We start from the raw sequence: 14,036 nt of genomic DNA, 5'->3' as shown, positions 1-14,036 counted from the left end.
TGCCCGTCGGCGCGGGCGCGATGGGCGTCGCGCTCTCCTGACCGGTGCGGCGCCTGGCCGGCTGACCCGGGGCCAGCCACGGAGTCAGGTCATCGGGCGGGCGGTGGGCGGGATGGGCGCGGGCAGCGCCGAGGAGCCCATCAGGTAGGCGTCCACAGCGGCCGCCGCGCTGCGGCCCTCGGCGATGGCCCACACGATCAGCGACTGCCCCCGGCCCATGTCGCCGGCCACGAACACGCCGGGGACGGACGTCGCAAAGGCGCCGTCCCTGGCCACGTTCCCCCGGGCGTCCATGTCCACGCCCAGGTCGGTGAGCAGCCCGGCCCGGTCCGCCCCGGTGAACCCCATGGCGAGCAGGACCAGGTCAGCGCGGATTTCTCGTTCTGTACCGGGAACAGGCGCGAACCGGGCGGCCGGACCTTCCACCTCGACCACCCGCAGCGCCCGCACCCGCCCGGCGTCATCGCCGAGGAACGCCTGCGTGGACACGGCGAACACCCGCTCGCCGCCCTCCTCGTGGGCGCTGGACACCCGGTAGATCATCGGGTACGTGGGCCACGGCTGATGACCCGGCCGGCCAGCCGGCGGCTGGGCCATGATCTCCAGCTGGGTCACCGACCGGGCGCCCTGCCGGTGCGCGGTGCCCAGGCAGTCCGCGCCGGTGTCGCCGCCGCCGATGATCACCACGTGCTTGCCCCGGGCGCTGATCGGCGGCTCCGGCACCGGTCCGGGCGAGGCGGGCCCGCCGCCGGACACCAGCGACGCGGCCACCGCCCGGTTGGCCTGCGGCAGGTACTCCATGGCCTGGTGCACGCCGGGCAGGTCAGCGCCCGGCACCGGCAGCCCGCGGGCCACCGTCGCCCCGCCGCACAGCACGACCGCGTCGTACTCCGCCCGCAACGCGGCGGCCGGCACATCCCGCCCCGCGGTCACCCCGCAGCGGAACACCGTGCCCTCAGCCTGCATCTGCCACAGCCGCCGGTCCAGGTGCCGCTTCTCCATCTTGAACTCGGGGATGCCGTACCGCAACAGGCCGCCGATGCGGTCGGCCCGCTCGTAGACGGCGACGGTGTGGCCGGCCCGGGTCAACTGCTGGGCGGCGGCCAGGCCGGAGGGGCCGGAGCCGACGACGGCGACGGTCTTGCCGCTGTGCCGCTCCGGCGGCTGCGGGGTGACCAGGCCCTCGTCCCAGGCCCGGTCGATGATGGAGACCTCGACGTTCTTGATGGTGACGGCGGGCTGGTTGATGCCGAGCACGCACGCGGTCTCGCAGGGCGCGGGGCACAGCCGGCCGGTGAACTCGGGGAAGTTGTTGGTGGCGTGCAGCCGCTCGATCGCGCCGGCCCAGTCGCCGCGCCAGGTCAGGTCGTTCCACTCGGGGATGAGATTGCCCAGCGGACAGCCGTTGTGGCAGAACGGGATGCCGCAGTCCATGCAGCGGCCGGCCTGCTTCTGGACGATCGGCAGCAGGGCGCGTTCGGGGTAGACCTCCTTCCAGTCGCGGGTGCGTTCCGCGACCGGACGGCGGGTCGGGTGCTCGACCGGGGTGGTCAGAAAGCCACGCGGGTCAGCCATGAGCGGCCTCCATGATCTTGTCGAGGGTCTCCTGCTCGGAGAGCCCGGCCCGCTCGGCGGCGACTCTGGCGCCCAGCACACGCTTGTAGTCGGTCGGCATGATCTTCGCGAAGCGGGCGATGGAGCCCGCCCAGTCGGCCAGCAGCACCGCGGCGACCTGCGATCCGGTCTCCTCGAAGTGCCGCTTGACCGCGTCGTGCAGCACGGCCCGGTCCTCGGCGGTGGGGGCCTCGACCGCCACCATCTCCGGGTTGACCCGGGCGACCTTGAGGTCGAGGACGTAGGCGACGCCGCCGGACATGCCCGCGGCCAGGTTGCGGCCGTGTTCGCCGAGGATGACGACGCGGCCGCCGGTCATGTATTCGAGGGCGTGGTCGCCGACTCCCTCGACGACGAAGCTCGCGCCGGAGTTGCGCACGGCGAAGCGCTCGCCGACGACGCCGGAGATGAAGACCTCGCCGCTGGTGGCGCCGTAGCCGATGACGTTGCCGGCGATGATGTTCTTCGCGGCGTCGAAGGCGGCGGCGCGGTTGGGGCGCACGATGATGCGGCCGCCGGACAGGCCCTTGGCCACGTAGTCGTTGGCGTCGCCCTCGAGGCGCAGGGTGATGCCCCGGGGCAGGAAGGCGCCGAAGGACTGGCCCGCGGAGCCGGTGAGGGTGATGTCGATGGTGTCGTCGGGCAGTCCGGCGCCGCCGTACTTCTTGGTGACCTCGTGGCCGAGCATGGTGCCGACGGTGCGGTTGACATTGCGGATCGGCAGTTGGATGCGGACCGGGGTGGCGTCCTCGAGTGCGTCGTGGGCGAGCGCGATCAGCTCGTTGTCCAGCGCCTTGGCCAGGCCATGGTCCTGGGCGACGGTGCGGTGCAGGGACGCGCCCTCGGGCAGGAACGGCTGGTAGAGCACCGGCGTCAGGTCGAGGCCGTTGGCCTTCCAGTGCCGGATCGCGGCGGTCGGGTCGATCAGCTCGACGTGCCCGACGGCCTCCTCGAGGGTGTGGAAGCCGAGCGCGGCCAAGTGCTCGCGGACCTCCTGGGCGATGAACTCGAAGAAGTTGACCACGAACTCGGGCTTGCCGGTGAACCGGGCGCGCAGCTCAGGGTTCTGCGTCGCGACACCGACCGGGCACGTGTCCAGGTGGCAGACCCGCATCAGGACGCAGCCGGAGACGACCAGCGGGGCGGTGGCGAAGCCGAACTCCTCGGCGCCGAGGAGGGCCGCGATGATGACGTCGCGGCCGGTCTTGAGCTGGCCGTCGGTCTGCACCACGATGCGGTCGCGCAGACCATTGAGCAGCAGCGTCTGCTGGGTCTCGGCCAGGCCCAGCTCCCAGGGGGCGCCGGCGTGCTTGAGCGAGGTGAGCGGGGCGGCGCCGGTGCCGCCGTCGTGGCCGGAGATCAGGACCACGTCGGCGTGCGCCTTGGACACGCCGGTGGCGACGGTGCCGACGCCGACCTCGGAGACCAGCTTGACGTGGACCCGCGCCGCGGGGTTGGCGTTCTTCAGGTCGTGGATCAGCTGGGCGAGGTCCTCGATGGAGTAGATGTCGTGGTGCGGCGGCGGGGAGATCAGGCCCACGCCAGGGGTGGAGTGCCGGGTCTTGGCGATCCACGGGTAGATCTTGTTGCCGGGCAGCTGGCCGCCCTCGCCGGGCTTGGCGCCCTGGGCCATCTTGATCTGCAGGTCGTCGGCGTTGGTGAGGTATTCGGAGGTGACGCCGAAGCGGCCGGAGGCGACCTGCTTGATCGCGGAGCGGCGCTCGGGGTCGTAGAGCCGCTCGGGGTCCTCGCCGCCCTCGCCGGTGTTGGACCTGCCGCCGAGCCGGTTCATCGCGATGGCGAGGGTCTGGTGCGCCTCGAGCGAGATCGAGCCGTAGGACATGGCGCCGGTGGAGAAGCGCTTGACGATCTCGGAGACGGGCTCGACCTCGTCGAGCGGGATCGGGGCGCGCTCGCCGTCCTTGAGCTTGAACAGGCCGCGCAGCGTCATCAGCCGCTCGGACTGCTCGTTCACCCGGTCTGTGTACTGCTTGAAGACATCGTAGCGGCGCTCGCGCGTGGAGTGCTGGAGCCGGAAGACGGTCTCGGGGTCGAACAGGTGCGGCTCGCCCTCGCGGCGCCACTGGTATTCGCCGCCGATCTCGAGGCGGCGGTGCGCGGGGCGGGTGGTGTTGCGGGGGTAGGCGCGCAGGTGCCGCTGGGCGACCTCCTCGGCCAGCTCGTCCAGGCCGATGCCGCCGAGCTTGGAGACGGTGCCGGTGAAGTACTCGTCGATCAGCTCCTGCGACAGGCCCAGGGACTCGAAGACCTGGGCGCCGCGGTAGGAGGCGACGGTGGAGATGCCCATCTTGGACATCACCTTGAGCACGCCCTTGCCCAGCGCCTTGATCAGGTTCCTGATGGCCTTTTCGGACGGCACGGAGACGAACACCTTGCCGCGGGCCAGGTCCTCAACGGTCTCCATGGCCAGGTACGGGTTGACCGCGGCGGCGCCGAAGCCGATCAGCAGCGCGACGTGGTGGACCTCGCGCACGTCTCCGGCCTCGATGATGAGGGTGGCCTGGGTGCGGGTCTTCTCCCGGATGAGGTGGTGGTGCACCGCGGAGGTCAACAGCAGCGAGGGGATCGGGGCGTGCTCGGCGTCGGAGTGGCGGTCGGAGAGCACGACGATGCGGGCGCCGCCGGCGATGGCGTCGGAGACCTCGGTGCGGATCTCGTCCAGGCGGGCGCGCAGGGCCGCGCCGCCGCCGGCCACCTTGAAGAGGCCTGAGACGGTGACGGCCTTGAGGCCGGGCATGTCGCCGTCGGCGTTGATGTGGACGAGCTTGGCCAGCTCGTCGTTGTCGATGACCGGGAACGGCAGCTCGACCATCCGGCAGGCGGCCGGGGTGGTGGCCAGCAGGTTGTCCTCGGGGCCGACGGTGGCGGACAGGGAGGTGACCAACTCCTCCCGGATCGCGTCCAGCGGCGGGTTGGTGACCTGCGCGAACAGCTGGGCGAAGTAGTCGAACAGCAGCCGGGGGCGGGTGGACAGGACCGCGACGGGGGTGTCCGAGCCCATCGATCCGATCGGCTCGTAGCCGGTCTTGGCCATCGGGGCGAGCAGGACGCGCAGCTCCTCCTCGGTGTAGCCGAAGGTCTGCTGGCGGCGCACGACGGAGGCGTGGGTGTGCACGATGTGCTCGCGCTCGGGCAGCTGCTCGAGGTGGATCAGGCCCGCGTGCAGCCAGTCCCGGTACGGGTACTCGGCGGCGAGCTCGGTCTTGATCTCCTCGTCCTCGACGATGCGGTGCTGCGCGGTGTCGACCAGGAACATGCGGCCGGGCTGCAGGCGGCCCTTGCGCACGACCTTGGCCTGGTCGAGGTCGAGCACGCCGACCTCGGAGGCGAGCACGACCAGGCCGTCGTCGGTGACCCAGTAGCGGGAGGGGCGCAGGCCGTTGCGGTCCAGGACGGCGCCGATCAGCGAGCCGTCGGTGAAGGTGATCGAGGCCGGGCCGTCCCAGGGCTCCATCTTGCAGGAGTGGTATCGGTAGAAGGCCCGTCTGGCCGGGTCCATCTCGGTGTGGTTCTCCCAGGCCTCCGGGATCATCATCAGCACGGCGTGCGGCAGGGGCCGGCCGGCCAGGTGCAGCAGTTCCAGGACCTCGTCGAAGGTGGCCGAGTCGCTGGCGCCGGGGGTGGCGATCGGGAAGATCCGGTCGAGCGGGCCCTTGAAAGCGTCGGTGACCAGCTGCGACTCGCGCGCGCGCATCCAGTTGCGGTTGCCCTGGACCGTGTTGATCTCGCCGTTGTGGGCGACGAAGCGGTAGGGGTGGGCCAACGGCCAGGCCGGGAAGGTGTTGGTGGAGAACCGGGAGTGGATCAGCGCGATGGCGCTGGCGAAGCGGCGGTCGGACAGGTCCGGGAAGAACGGCTCGAGCTGTCCGGTGGTCAGCATCCCCTTGTAGACGAGGGTGCGCGAGGACAGCGAGGGGAAGTACGCGTCGGTGGTGTGCTCGACCCGCTTGCGCAGCACGAAGGCGAGCCGGTCGAGTTCGATCCCGCTCTCGCCGTCCCGGCCGGCCAGGAAGACCTGGCGGAAGCGGGGCATCACGGCGCGGGCGGTGGCGCCGAGCAGTCCCGGCGTGACCGGGACATCACGCCAGCCGAGGACGTCGAGGCCCTCCTCGGCGGCGAGGTCGGCGACCGTCTCGTAGGTCTGCTGTTCGATGTCGTCGTTGTTGGGGATGAAGGCGAGGCCGACGGCGTACGAGCCCTGAGGCGGCAGTGCGAACGGGACGTTCTCGCGCAGGAAGGCGTCCGGGACCTGGACGAGGATGCCGGCGCCGTCGCCGGAGTCGACCTCGGCGCCGGAAGCGCCGCGGTGCTCGAGGTTGCGCAGGGCGGTGAGGGCCTGGTCGACGATCTCGTGGCTCGCGGCCCCCGTCAGCGTGGCGACGAAGGCGACGCCGCACGCGTCTTTCTCGGCGCGGGGGTCGTAGAGCCCCTGTGCCGAGGGTATGCCGCTCAGCAGAGCCGAGCGGCGGGGAGCCGCCTGTGGCATGGAGTCCTCCATGGTCGTCGTGTGTTCGCACCTGGATGCGCGCACGAGGGACGACACTGGCCCTGCCGCGGTGGACTTGAGGTTACACGATGGATCTGGTGTCCGTCAGTAGAGAAAACGCCGTCTCATATTCTGGACGATACCCTCATTGACCTGCGGTTGACGCGCGCTAAAGCTTGTTTTCCCCCTGTTGCGTCGGCTTCACGCCACCGGCGTGAGATGCGTGTCACAGAGACGGCCGCGGGCGCGGTCCCACCTGGGGAACCGCGCCCGCGATACGAGACAAGACAGGTGAGCGCCGCTTACGTGTCTGCGGATTCGCTCGCCCGCGCTGTTTCTTCCGGTGTCTGCGCCTCCGGGGCGGATGAATCCGCTGCGGACGGCTCGCCATCCGCGGTTTCCTCCGGATCCACCTCCCGCGCTTCGGCGGGCTGGTACGGCGTGAAGTACGGCCAGTACATCTCTTCCGGGGTTTCCCGACCGGGGCGGCGCCGGCTGCTGATGATCAGGTAGGCCAGCGCGCCGAGTCCGACGATGATCGCGGTCCAGTCGTTGAGCCGCAGGCCGAGGAAGTGGTGCGCGTAGTCGCTGCGCAGGTGCTCGATCCAGCCGCGACCGATGGTGTAGCTGAGGACGTAGAGGGCGAAAGCGCGGCCGTGGCCGAGCCGGAACCTTCGATCCGCCCAGATCACCACGAATCCGATCAGGATGCACCAGATCGACTCGTAGAGGAACGTCGGCTGGAAGTGGCCCAGGATCGAGGTGGTGCCGGGGACGCCGGAGCAGGGGGTCGCCTTGCGGGTCGTGTCGTCCATGCAGTGGATCGTCAGACCCCAGGGCTTGGTGGTCGAATCGCCGTAGAGCTCGTTGTTGAACCAGTTGCCCCAGCGGCCGAGCGCTTGGGCGAACACGATGCCCGGGGCGAGCGCGTCGGCGAGCGGCGGCAGCTTGACCCCGCGGCGGCGGGCGCCGATCCAGGCACCCAGCGCACCCAGCGCGATGGCGCCCCAGATGCCGAGGCCGCCGTCCCAGATGTAGAACGCGTGGACCCAGTCCTTGCCGGCCGGGAAGTAGAGCTCGTAATCGGTGATGACGTGGTAGAGCCGCCCGCCGACCAGGCCGAACGGAACCGCCCAGATGGCGATGTCGGTGATGACGTGCGGCTCGCCGCCGCGCTGCCGCCAGCGCCGCTCGCCCAGCCATACGGCGAGCGCGATCCCGGCGATGATGCACAGCGCGTAGAAGCGGATCGGGAACGGCCCGAGCTTGAGCTGCGCGACGGTCGGGCTCGGCAGGTAGGCGAGCGGCGTCGGGTTCATCATTGACTCGCTGACGGGCTCGGCGAGGCCGAGCCGGAGGTCGGGGCGCCCGACGAGGACGCGGAGGGCGACGCCGACGCGGCGACTCCGGCCAGCTGGTCGATCTGCTTGGTGAAGTCGGCCTGCGCGGTCGTGGCGGTGGAGTCGTTCGGCAAGGTGAACTTCGTGCCGTTCGCGTAGATCGTCGGCGTGGACGGCTGGTTGTTGGTGATCTTGTTGAGATCCGCGAAGTTCTGCTGGACCCAGCCGAAGTACTTGTGGCCGTTGACGCAGCTCTCGAAGGTCTTGGTGTCCAGGCCCTGGACCTGCTTGGCCAGCGAGATCAGCGTGGCGTCGGAGGAGAAGGTGTCGGTGCTTTCGGACGGCTGGTTCGCGAACAGCACGTCGTGGTAGGCCTCGAACTTCCCGGCGTCCTGGGCACAGGCGGCGGCGTTGCCCGCATGTAGCGATCCGGAGGTGCCCGCGTTGTTCGCGTCGATCAGGGTCACCGGGTGGATCAGCATCTCGAGGGTGCCGTTCTTGATCAGCTGCTTGTACGGCGTCTGGAAGGTGCTCTCGAAGGAGCCGCAGGCCGAGCAGCGGAAGTCCTCGTAGACGGTCAGCTTGACCGGGGCGTTCGAGTCGCCGATCGGGATGGCCATGCCGTTAGCAGCGGTGACGCCGCCGGTGGTGTCGGCGACCGCGGCGACCGGGACGAGGGCGGGGGTCTTGGGGCCGGAGGCGCTCTGCACGATCAACGCGATGACCAGGGCGACCACGAGGACGCCGAGCGTCGATCCGTACACCGCGAGCATCCGGTTGCGCCGGGCGCGCCGGGCCTGTTCGAGCTTCAGCTGCGCGGCCCGCTCGCGGGCGAACGCCTTGCCTTCCCTGTTGGTCTTGCTCATCGTGGGCGGTCCACTTTTCCTCGTGTCGGTCACCGGGGCGGCGGCCCACGGGGGATCGAGGGCGCGCCTGTCCGCCCGATCCGCATGGCCGCTGCCGCATCCTAATCTCAGCGGCGACGACTGTGGCCATCCCGGTCGGAAGATCTCGGCGTTTTCTCGGCAACGCGTGACCGTACTGTGACAATGAAGGACCGGCGCGACCGGAGCCGAGCTGAATTGAACCGCCGGTGCCTGTCGGAAGCGCAGCAGGCCGATCGGTCAGCGGCGCGAGGCCGGACCCTTCGCCGCCGGGCGGCGGGGCGTCGGCACGGGGGTGGCCGGGGCCGGCTCGGGCAGCAGAAGCTGGTCGGCGGAGAACTTGCTCTTGGGCCGCCACACCAGCCAGACGGCGGGAATCAGGTAGCCGATGTCGCGCAGCACGTCGAGGGTGTACCGGGTCTGTCCGGCGGACACCGTCCCGCCGCTGCCGCCGCAGCCGCAGCTGATGTGGATGCCGCGGGCGCCGAGGGAGATGATGCCGCCGATGTACACCAGCAGCACCACCCCGGACAGCAGCGCGACCAGCCGGGTTCCCAGTCCGACGATCACCAGGATGCCGAGGGCCAGTTCGAGGAACGGCTGGGTGTGGGCGAAGGTGTTGACCATCGAGCCGGGCAGGATCTGGAAACGGCGCACGTCGGCCTCGTCCACGTCCGCCGTGGTCAGCTTCGGCAGGCTGTAGAACAGCCACATGGCGCCGAGCCCGAGCCGGGCGGCGAGGGAGACCCACGGCGATCCGGTGTCGAGTGTCCGCCGCCATCCGGGCGCCGTGTCTGCAGTCTCGACGGTCATCGCGGTGCTCTCCCTCGCCCACTCGAAGCAACAGCCAGTCGCGGTGAGACTACCTCGAATCAGCCCATCGCGGCTGACCGGGGCTTTGGGGCGGCTGTAGATCGCCCGGCGGGGAGAAAGGCGCTCCCCACCGCGCGATCTTTCGCCGGCCCGTTCAGCCGCGAAGGGGACTCACTTCACGCCCGCTGCGGACTCCCGCGGCCAGCTCAGCGGCGAGATCGCGGACCGCGGCGAGTCCGGCGGCCGTGTCCTTGGCCTCCAGCAGGCGGCGCACGAACGCCGAGCCGACGATCACCCCGTCGGCGTAGCGGGCGACCTCGGCGGCCTGGGCGCTGTTGGAAACGCCGAGGCCCACGCAGACCGGCAGGTCGTTGCCTGCCGACTCCAGGACCGCGCGGGTGCGCCCGACCAGGCCCTCGGCCGCGGAGTTGACCGTTGCGCGGGTGCCGGTCACGCCCATGAGGGACGCGGCGTACACGAATCCGCGGCAGACCGAGGTGGTCAGCGCGATCCGCTCGTCGGTGGAGGTCTGCGCGACGAGGAACACCCGGCCCAGGCCGTGGGCGTCGGAGGCGGCGATCCAGTCGTCCGCCTCCTCGGGGATCAGGTCGGGGGTGATCAGCCCGGCGCCGCCCGCGTTGGCCAGTTCCCCGGCGAAGCGCTCGACTCCGTAGCGCTCGACCGGGTTCCAGTAGGTCATGACCAGCGCGGGCGCGCCGGCCGCGGCGACGCCTTCCACGGTGCGCAGCACGTCGGGGGTGACGGTGCCCGCCTCGAGGGCCGCCTCGACCGCGCGCTGGATCACCGGGCCGTCCATCTGCGGGTCGGAGTAGGGCAGCCCGACCTCGATGATGTCCACGCCGCCGTCGATCATCGCCCGGCAGGCGTCGATCGCGCCGTCCCGGGAGGGGAAGCCGGCCGGCAGGTAGCCGACGAGCGCGGCGCGGTTCTCCGCCTTCGCGGTGGCCAGGACTTCGCTCAGGGTGTTGATGGTCGTCGCGCTCATGCCCGCTCGCCTTCCGCGTCGTCGCCGCGTCCGTCCGCGTCGAAGCCGAAGTAGGCGGCCGCGGTGTGCATGTCCTTGTCGCCCCGGCCGGACAGGTTGATCAGGATGACCGGGTCGCGGCCGAGTTCGGCGCGCAGGGCGGGCGCGATGCGCAGCGCTCCGGCGATCGCGTGGGCGGACTCGATCGCCGGGATGATGCCCTCAGTGCGGCACAGCAGCTTGAACGCCTGCATGGCCTCGTCGTCGGTGACCGGTTCGTAGGTGGCGCGGCCGGTGTCGTGCATCCAGGCGTGCTCGGGACCGACGGCCGGGTAGTCGAGCCCGGCGGAGATGGAGTGGCTGGCCAGGGTCTGGCCGTACTCGTCCTGGAGCAGGTAGGTGCGCGCGCCGTGCAGGACGCCGATCGCGCCGCCGGTGATCGAGGCGGCGTGCAGTCCGGTCTCGACGCCGGAGCCGCCGGCCTCGAAGCCGTAGAGGCGCACCGTCTCGTCGGCCACGAAGGCGTGGAATGCGCCGATCGCGTTCGAGCCGCCGCCGACGCAGGCCGCGACGGCGTCGGGCAGCGCGCCGGTCAGTTCCAGGGTCTGGGCGCGGGCCTCGGCGCCGAGGATGCGCACGAAGTCGCGGACCATGGACGGGAAGGGGTGCGGCCCGGCGGCCGTGCCCAGCAGGTAGTGGGTGCGGTCGACGTTGGTGACCCAGTCCCGGATCGCCTCGTTGATGGCGTCCTTGAGGGTGCGCGAGCCGATCGCGACCGGGATCACCTCCGCGCCGAGCATCTGCATGCGGGCGACGTTGAGCGCCTGTCGGCGGGTGTCCTCCTCGCCCATGTAGATCACGCACTCGAGATCGAGGAGCGCCGCGGCGGTGGCGGTGGCGACGCCGTGCTGCCCGGCGCCGGTCTCCGCGATGACGCGGCGCTTGCCCATGCGTTTGGTGAGCAGGGCCTGGCCGAGCACGTTGTTGATCTTGTGCGAGCCGGTGTGGTTCAGGTCCTCGCGCTTGAGCAGGAAGCGGGCGCCGCCGGTGGTCGCGGCGGTGGCCTCGGACAGCCGGGTCGCGTCGGTGAGCAGGGACGGCCGGTTGGCGTAGGTGCGCAGCAGACGGCTGAATTCGGCCTGGAACTGCGGGTCGGACTTCGATTTCTGGTACGCCTCGGTGAGTTCGGCGAGGGCCGCCATGAGCGCCTCGGGCATGAAGCGCCCGCCGTGGCGTCGGGTCCCGCCGTCGGGTGCGCCGTAGTGGCCACTCGCGTCCGGCTGCGATGAGGGTTGGGCGTACGCGGTGGCGAAGAAGGCGTCGCCGAAGGAGTCTGCGTCGGTCATCGGAAATACTCCGAAAAGGGAGAGATTCGCTCGTTTACGGGGCGGAGCCGGACGGACCGGCTCTCGGTGTCGGCGCGCGGCGCCGACTAGGGCGTGTTTAAGAAGGAGCGTCGGATCAGCCCGCGGCGTCTGACGCGTGCGATCGCAAGGCGGCGGAGCTCCCTCATATCGGGAATATGTGGGTGCTTCGCCAACGCAGCGAGCGTGCGTGGCAGGCGTCGCGGGCCCGGCGATCCTTCTTAAGCACGCCCTAGCTCGGACCTACCGTCCGCCCGACCATCGACGACTTGCTGGGCCGTGCCGCCACCAGGGGCGGCGCCGGGCCGGCGCGATCGGCGAGGTGGCCCCGTACACGGCTACGGCCTTCCCCGCCGCATCGCCGGGTGCGCCCCGGCGGCGACCAGATCGGCCACCGCGTCGCGCGGGTTCTTGCCGGTTACCAGCGACTCGCCGACCAGGACCGCGTCGGCCCCGGCGTTGGCGTAAGCGATCAGGTCGTGCGGACCGCGCACGCCGGATTCGGCGATGCGCACGACCGTGTCGGGGATCAGCGGGGCGATCCGGGCGAAGGTCGTGCGGTCCACCTCGAGGGTGCGCAGGTTGCGGGCGTTGACCCCGATGATCTTGGCCTCCGCGTCGAGGGCGCGGGCGACCTCCTGCTCGTCGTGCACCTCGACCAGCGGGGTGAGCCCGATGGACTCGGCCCGCTCGATGAGGGAGACCAGGGCGTCCTGCTCGAGCGCGGCCACGATCAGCAGCGCGAGGTCGGCGCCGTGCGCGCGGGCCTCCCACAGCTGGTAGCTGGTGACGATGAAGTCTTTGCGCAGCACCGGGACGTCGACCCGGGCGCGCACCTCTTTGAGGTCCTGCAGGGAGCCGCCGAAGCGCTGCCGTTCGGTCAGCACGCTGATCGCGGCGGCTCCGCCGTTCTCGTAGTCCGCGGCGAGCGCGGCCGGGTCGGCGATCGCGGCCAGCGCGCCCTTGGACGGGCTGGAGCGCTTGACCTCGGCGATGACGGCAACCCCGTCCCCGCGCAGTGCGCGCACGCCGTCCTTGGCCGACGGCTGGGCCTGGGCCAGGGCCTTGACCTCGTCGAGCGACGTCTGGGCCTGGCGCTCGGCCAGGTCGGCCCGCACTCCCGCGAGGATCTCGTCGAGCACGTTGTGAACCGGTGCTGCCACCGCCACGTACCGTCCCCTCTGCCGGGGCGCCCCACACGGCGCCGTCTTGCCCCGCCATGCTATCCGCACTGGGGCCGTGGTCGTCGCCAAGATCCACAGTGCGGACGGCTTAGGAGCCTAGTCGGGCGTATGCATCCCGCTGTGCCTTACCGCCGTCGGCGAGGGTTCAGCCGGCGGTGCGCTCGGCGGCAGCCTGGGCCTTGAGCTCGCCCCAGACGTCGGGGCGGCCGTATCCGGCGGCGTTCAAGGCGAGGGTGGCGACGATCGCGGCGATCTGGAAGACGCCGATGACGACCACGGCGGGAACCATGGTGAACGGGAACAGGATGCCGCCGGCGAGCCAGCCGATGAGGGACAGGGAGACGCCCCACCAGCGGGCGACCGTGTGGCCGTGGTCGGCGTGCGCGGCGCCGCCGCCGGCCAGGCTGGTTCCGGCGGTGGACGAGCCGAGCAGGGCCATTCCCGCTCCGGCCGCCTTTAGCAGGGCGGACTGCCCCTTTTCCTGCGTGGTCTCGGTGACCTCGGTCATCGGCACGTGACTCCTCCACGTCGGTGGTACGGCTTCAAGAGCATTGTCCCTGACCCGTTGCGGTGGCGATGACCGGGGTACAGCGCCGGTATAGGGATTTGCGTCACATCTCGGGGCGCGGCGGGCTGCTAAGGCATACACAGTGGCTGTGCTTACGGCTGTGGCTGTGCTTACGGCTGTGGCTGTGCTGACGGCTGCCGGTCAAACGGTGGGGTCGGCGCCGCGGTTGAGGGCGTCCCACAGGTCGCGGGAGGTGAGCTCAGCGTCGGGCGACGCGGAGGCAGCGTTCTCGGCGATGGCCCCCGCGGACGAAAGGGCGGCAGCTGTCACGGGGACGGACTTCGCGGAGGTGCTGCGCTCGTAGCGGCTCGACAGGCCGCTCCAGGATCTGCCGCGCAGGACCGTGTACGCGCCGGAGAGCGCGATCAGCACTCCCCCGGCGATGGTCAGGTAAGGCCAGGCGGAGTTTCCGACGTCGATGATGCGCGCGTCGGCTGCGGCTGCCTCGGCGGCCGCTTTGGCGAGCAGAGCGGAATCCAGGTGGCTCAAGCGGCCCGCGACCGCGACGACGGTGCCGACGCCCGCCGCGAGGAGGACCACCCCCACCGCGTAGCGCCCGATGCGGCCTACCGCGAACAGCGCGACCGCCCCGGCCAGTCCGGCCAGGCCGAGCGCGAACGGAACGCCGGTCAGGTCGCCGCCGTTGGCCGAGACCGGCAGGCGCACCGGCGCGGTGAGCGTGCCGTGCGCCCACGACCTGCCCGCGGAGGCCAGGACCAGCCCGGCACCGGCCGCCGCGAGCAGCGCCGCGAGGACCTTCTCGCGCGAACCGGGGCG

10 protein-coding genes are annotated in these 14,036 nt (G+C 71.1%); all 10 read right to left on the bottom strand.

Annotated features, from left to right (window positions below; genetic code table 11):
- Nucleotides 1-84: 84 nt before the first annotated feature.
- Nucleotides 85-1,575 carry a glutamate synthase subunit beta gene (locus VGZ32_RS06035; RefSeq protein ID WP_326884836.1) on the bottom strand — a complete coding sequence of 497 codons (1,491 nt, stop codon included), beginning with the start codon at nt 1,573-1,575 and terminating at the stop codon, nt 85-87.
- The gene (gene gltB, locus VGZ32_RS06030; RefSeq protein ID WP_326884835.1) at nt 1,568-6,121 is read right to left on the bottom strand and encodes a glutamate synthase large subunit; all 4,554 of its coding nucleotides are present in this window, start codon (nt 6,119-6,121) and stop codon (nt 1,568-1,570) included. The genes VGZ32_RS06035 and gltB overlap by 8 nt, the downstream gene beginning before the upstream one ends.
- Before the next feature lie 302 nt (nt 6,122-6,423).
- Nucleotides 6,424-7,440, bottom strand: a complete 1,017-nt coding sequence (gene lgt / locus VGZ32_RS06025) for a prolipoprotein diacylglyceryl transferase (RefSeq protein WP_326884834.1) — start codon at nt 7,438-7,440, stop codon at nt 6,424-6,426.
- Nucleotides 7,440-8,327 (bottom strand): DsbA family protein, encoded by an 888-nt coding sequence (locus tag VGZ32_RS06020; protein WP_326884833.1) that lies wholly within the window; start codon nt 8,325-8,327, stop codon nt 7,440-7,442. The genes lgt and VGZ32_RS06020 overlap by 1 nt, the downstream gene beginning before the upstream one ends.
- Before the next feature lie 258 nt (nt 8,328-8,585).
- Complete coding sequence (locus tag VGZ32_RS06015) at nt 8,586-9,158, bottom strand: DoxX family protein (protein WP_326884832.1); 573 nt, start codon at nt 9,156-9,158, stop codon at nt 8,586-8,588.
- Nucleotides 9,159-9,312: 154 nt separating this feature from the next.
- Complete coding sequence (trpA, locus tag VGZ32_RS06010) at nt 9,313-10,164, bottom strand: tryptophan synthase subunit alpha (RefSeq protein ID WP_326884830.1); 852 nt, start codon at nt 10,162-10,164, stop codon at nt 9,313-9,315.
- Nucleotides 10,161-11,489 (bottom strand): tryptophan synthase subunit beta, encoded by a 1,329-nt coding sequence (trpB, locus tag VGZ32_RS06005; RefSeq protein ID WP_326884829.1) that lies wholly within the window; start codon nt 11,487-11,489, stop codon nt 10,161-10,163. The genes trpA and trpB overlap by 4 nt, the downstream gene beginning before the upstream one ends.
- 356 nt (nt 11,490-11,845) lie before the next feature.
- Nucleotides 11,846-12,670 (bottom strand): indole-3-glycerol phosphate synthase TrpC, encoded by an 825-nt coding sequence (gene trpC, locus VGZ32_RS06000; protein ID WP_326884828.1) that lies wholly within the window; start codon nt 12,668-12,670, stop codon nt 11,846-11,848.
- 166 nt (nt 12,671-12,836) lie between these two features.
- Entirely contained in the window at nt 12,837-13,199 is a 363-nt protein-coding gene (locus tag VGZ32_RS05995) for a hypothetical protein (protein WP_326884827.1), read from the bottom strand.
- Nucleotides 13,200-13,400: 201 nt separating this feature from the next.
- Nucleotides 13,401-14,036, bottom strand: a 636-nt coding sequence (locus VGZ32_RS05990) for a Trp biosynthesis-associated membrane protein (RefSeq protein ID WP_326884825.1), incomplete at its 5' end; no start/stop codon positions are given.

The sequence above is a fragment of the Actinocrinis sp. genome (assembly GCF_035938995.1).
Classification (GTDB): Bacteria; Actinomycetota; Actinomycetes; order Streptomycetales; family Catenulisporaceae; genus DASZGI01.
The sequence above is the reverse complement of the archived record's forward strand: the minus strand, read 5'-3'. Positions and strand labels throughout refer to the sequence as shown.

Excerpts from the sequence above, each read along its gene's own strand:
- VGZ32_RS06015 (WP_326884832.1), bottom strand. The coding sequence starts at position 9,158 with ATGACCGTCGAGACTGCAGACACGGCGCCCGGATGGCGGCGGACACTC.
- lgt (WP_326884834.1), bottom strand. The coding sequence starts at position 7,440 with ATGAACCCGACGCCGCTCGCCTACCTGCCGAGCCCGACCGTCGCGCAG.
- VGZ32_RS06020 (WP_326884833.1), bottom strand. The coding sequence starts at position 8,327 with ATGAGCAAGACCAACAGGGAAGGCAAGGCGTTCGCCCGCGAGCGGGCC.
- trpB (WP_326884829.1), bottom strand. The coding sequence starts at position 11,489 with ATGACCGACGCAGACTCCTTCGGCGACGCCTTCTTCGCCACCGCGTAC.
- VGZ32_RS05995 (WP_326884827.1), bottom strand. The coding sequence starts at position 13,199 with ATGACCGAGGTCACCGAGACCACGCAGGAAAAGGGGCAGTCCGCCCTG.
- trpA (WP_326884830.1), bottom strand. The coding sequence starts at position 10,164 with ATGAGCGCGACGACCATCAACACCCTGAGCGAAGTCCTGGCCACCGCG.
- gltB (WP_326884835.1), bottom strand. The coding sequence starts at position 6,121 with ATGCCACAGGCGGCTCCCCGCCGCTCGGCTCTGCTGAGCGGCATACCC.
- VGZ32_RS06035 (WP_326884836.1), bottom strand. The coding sequence starts at position 1,575 with ATGGCTGACCCGCGTGGCTTTCTGACCACCCCGGTCGAGCACCCGACC.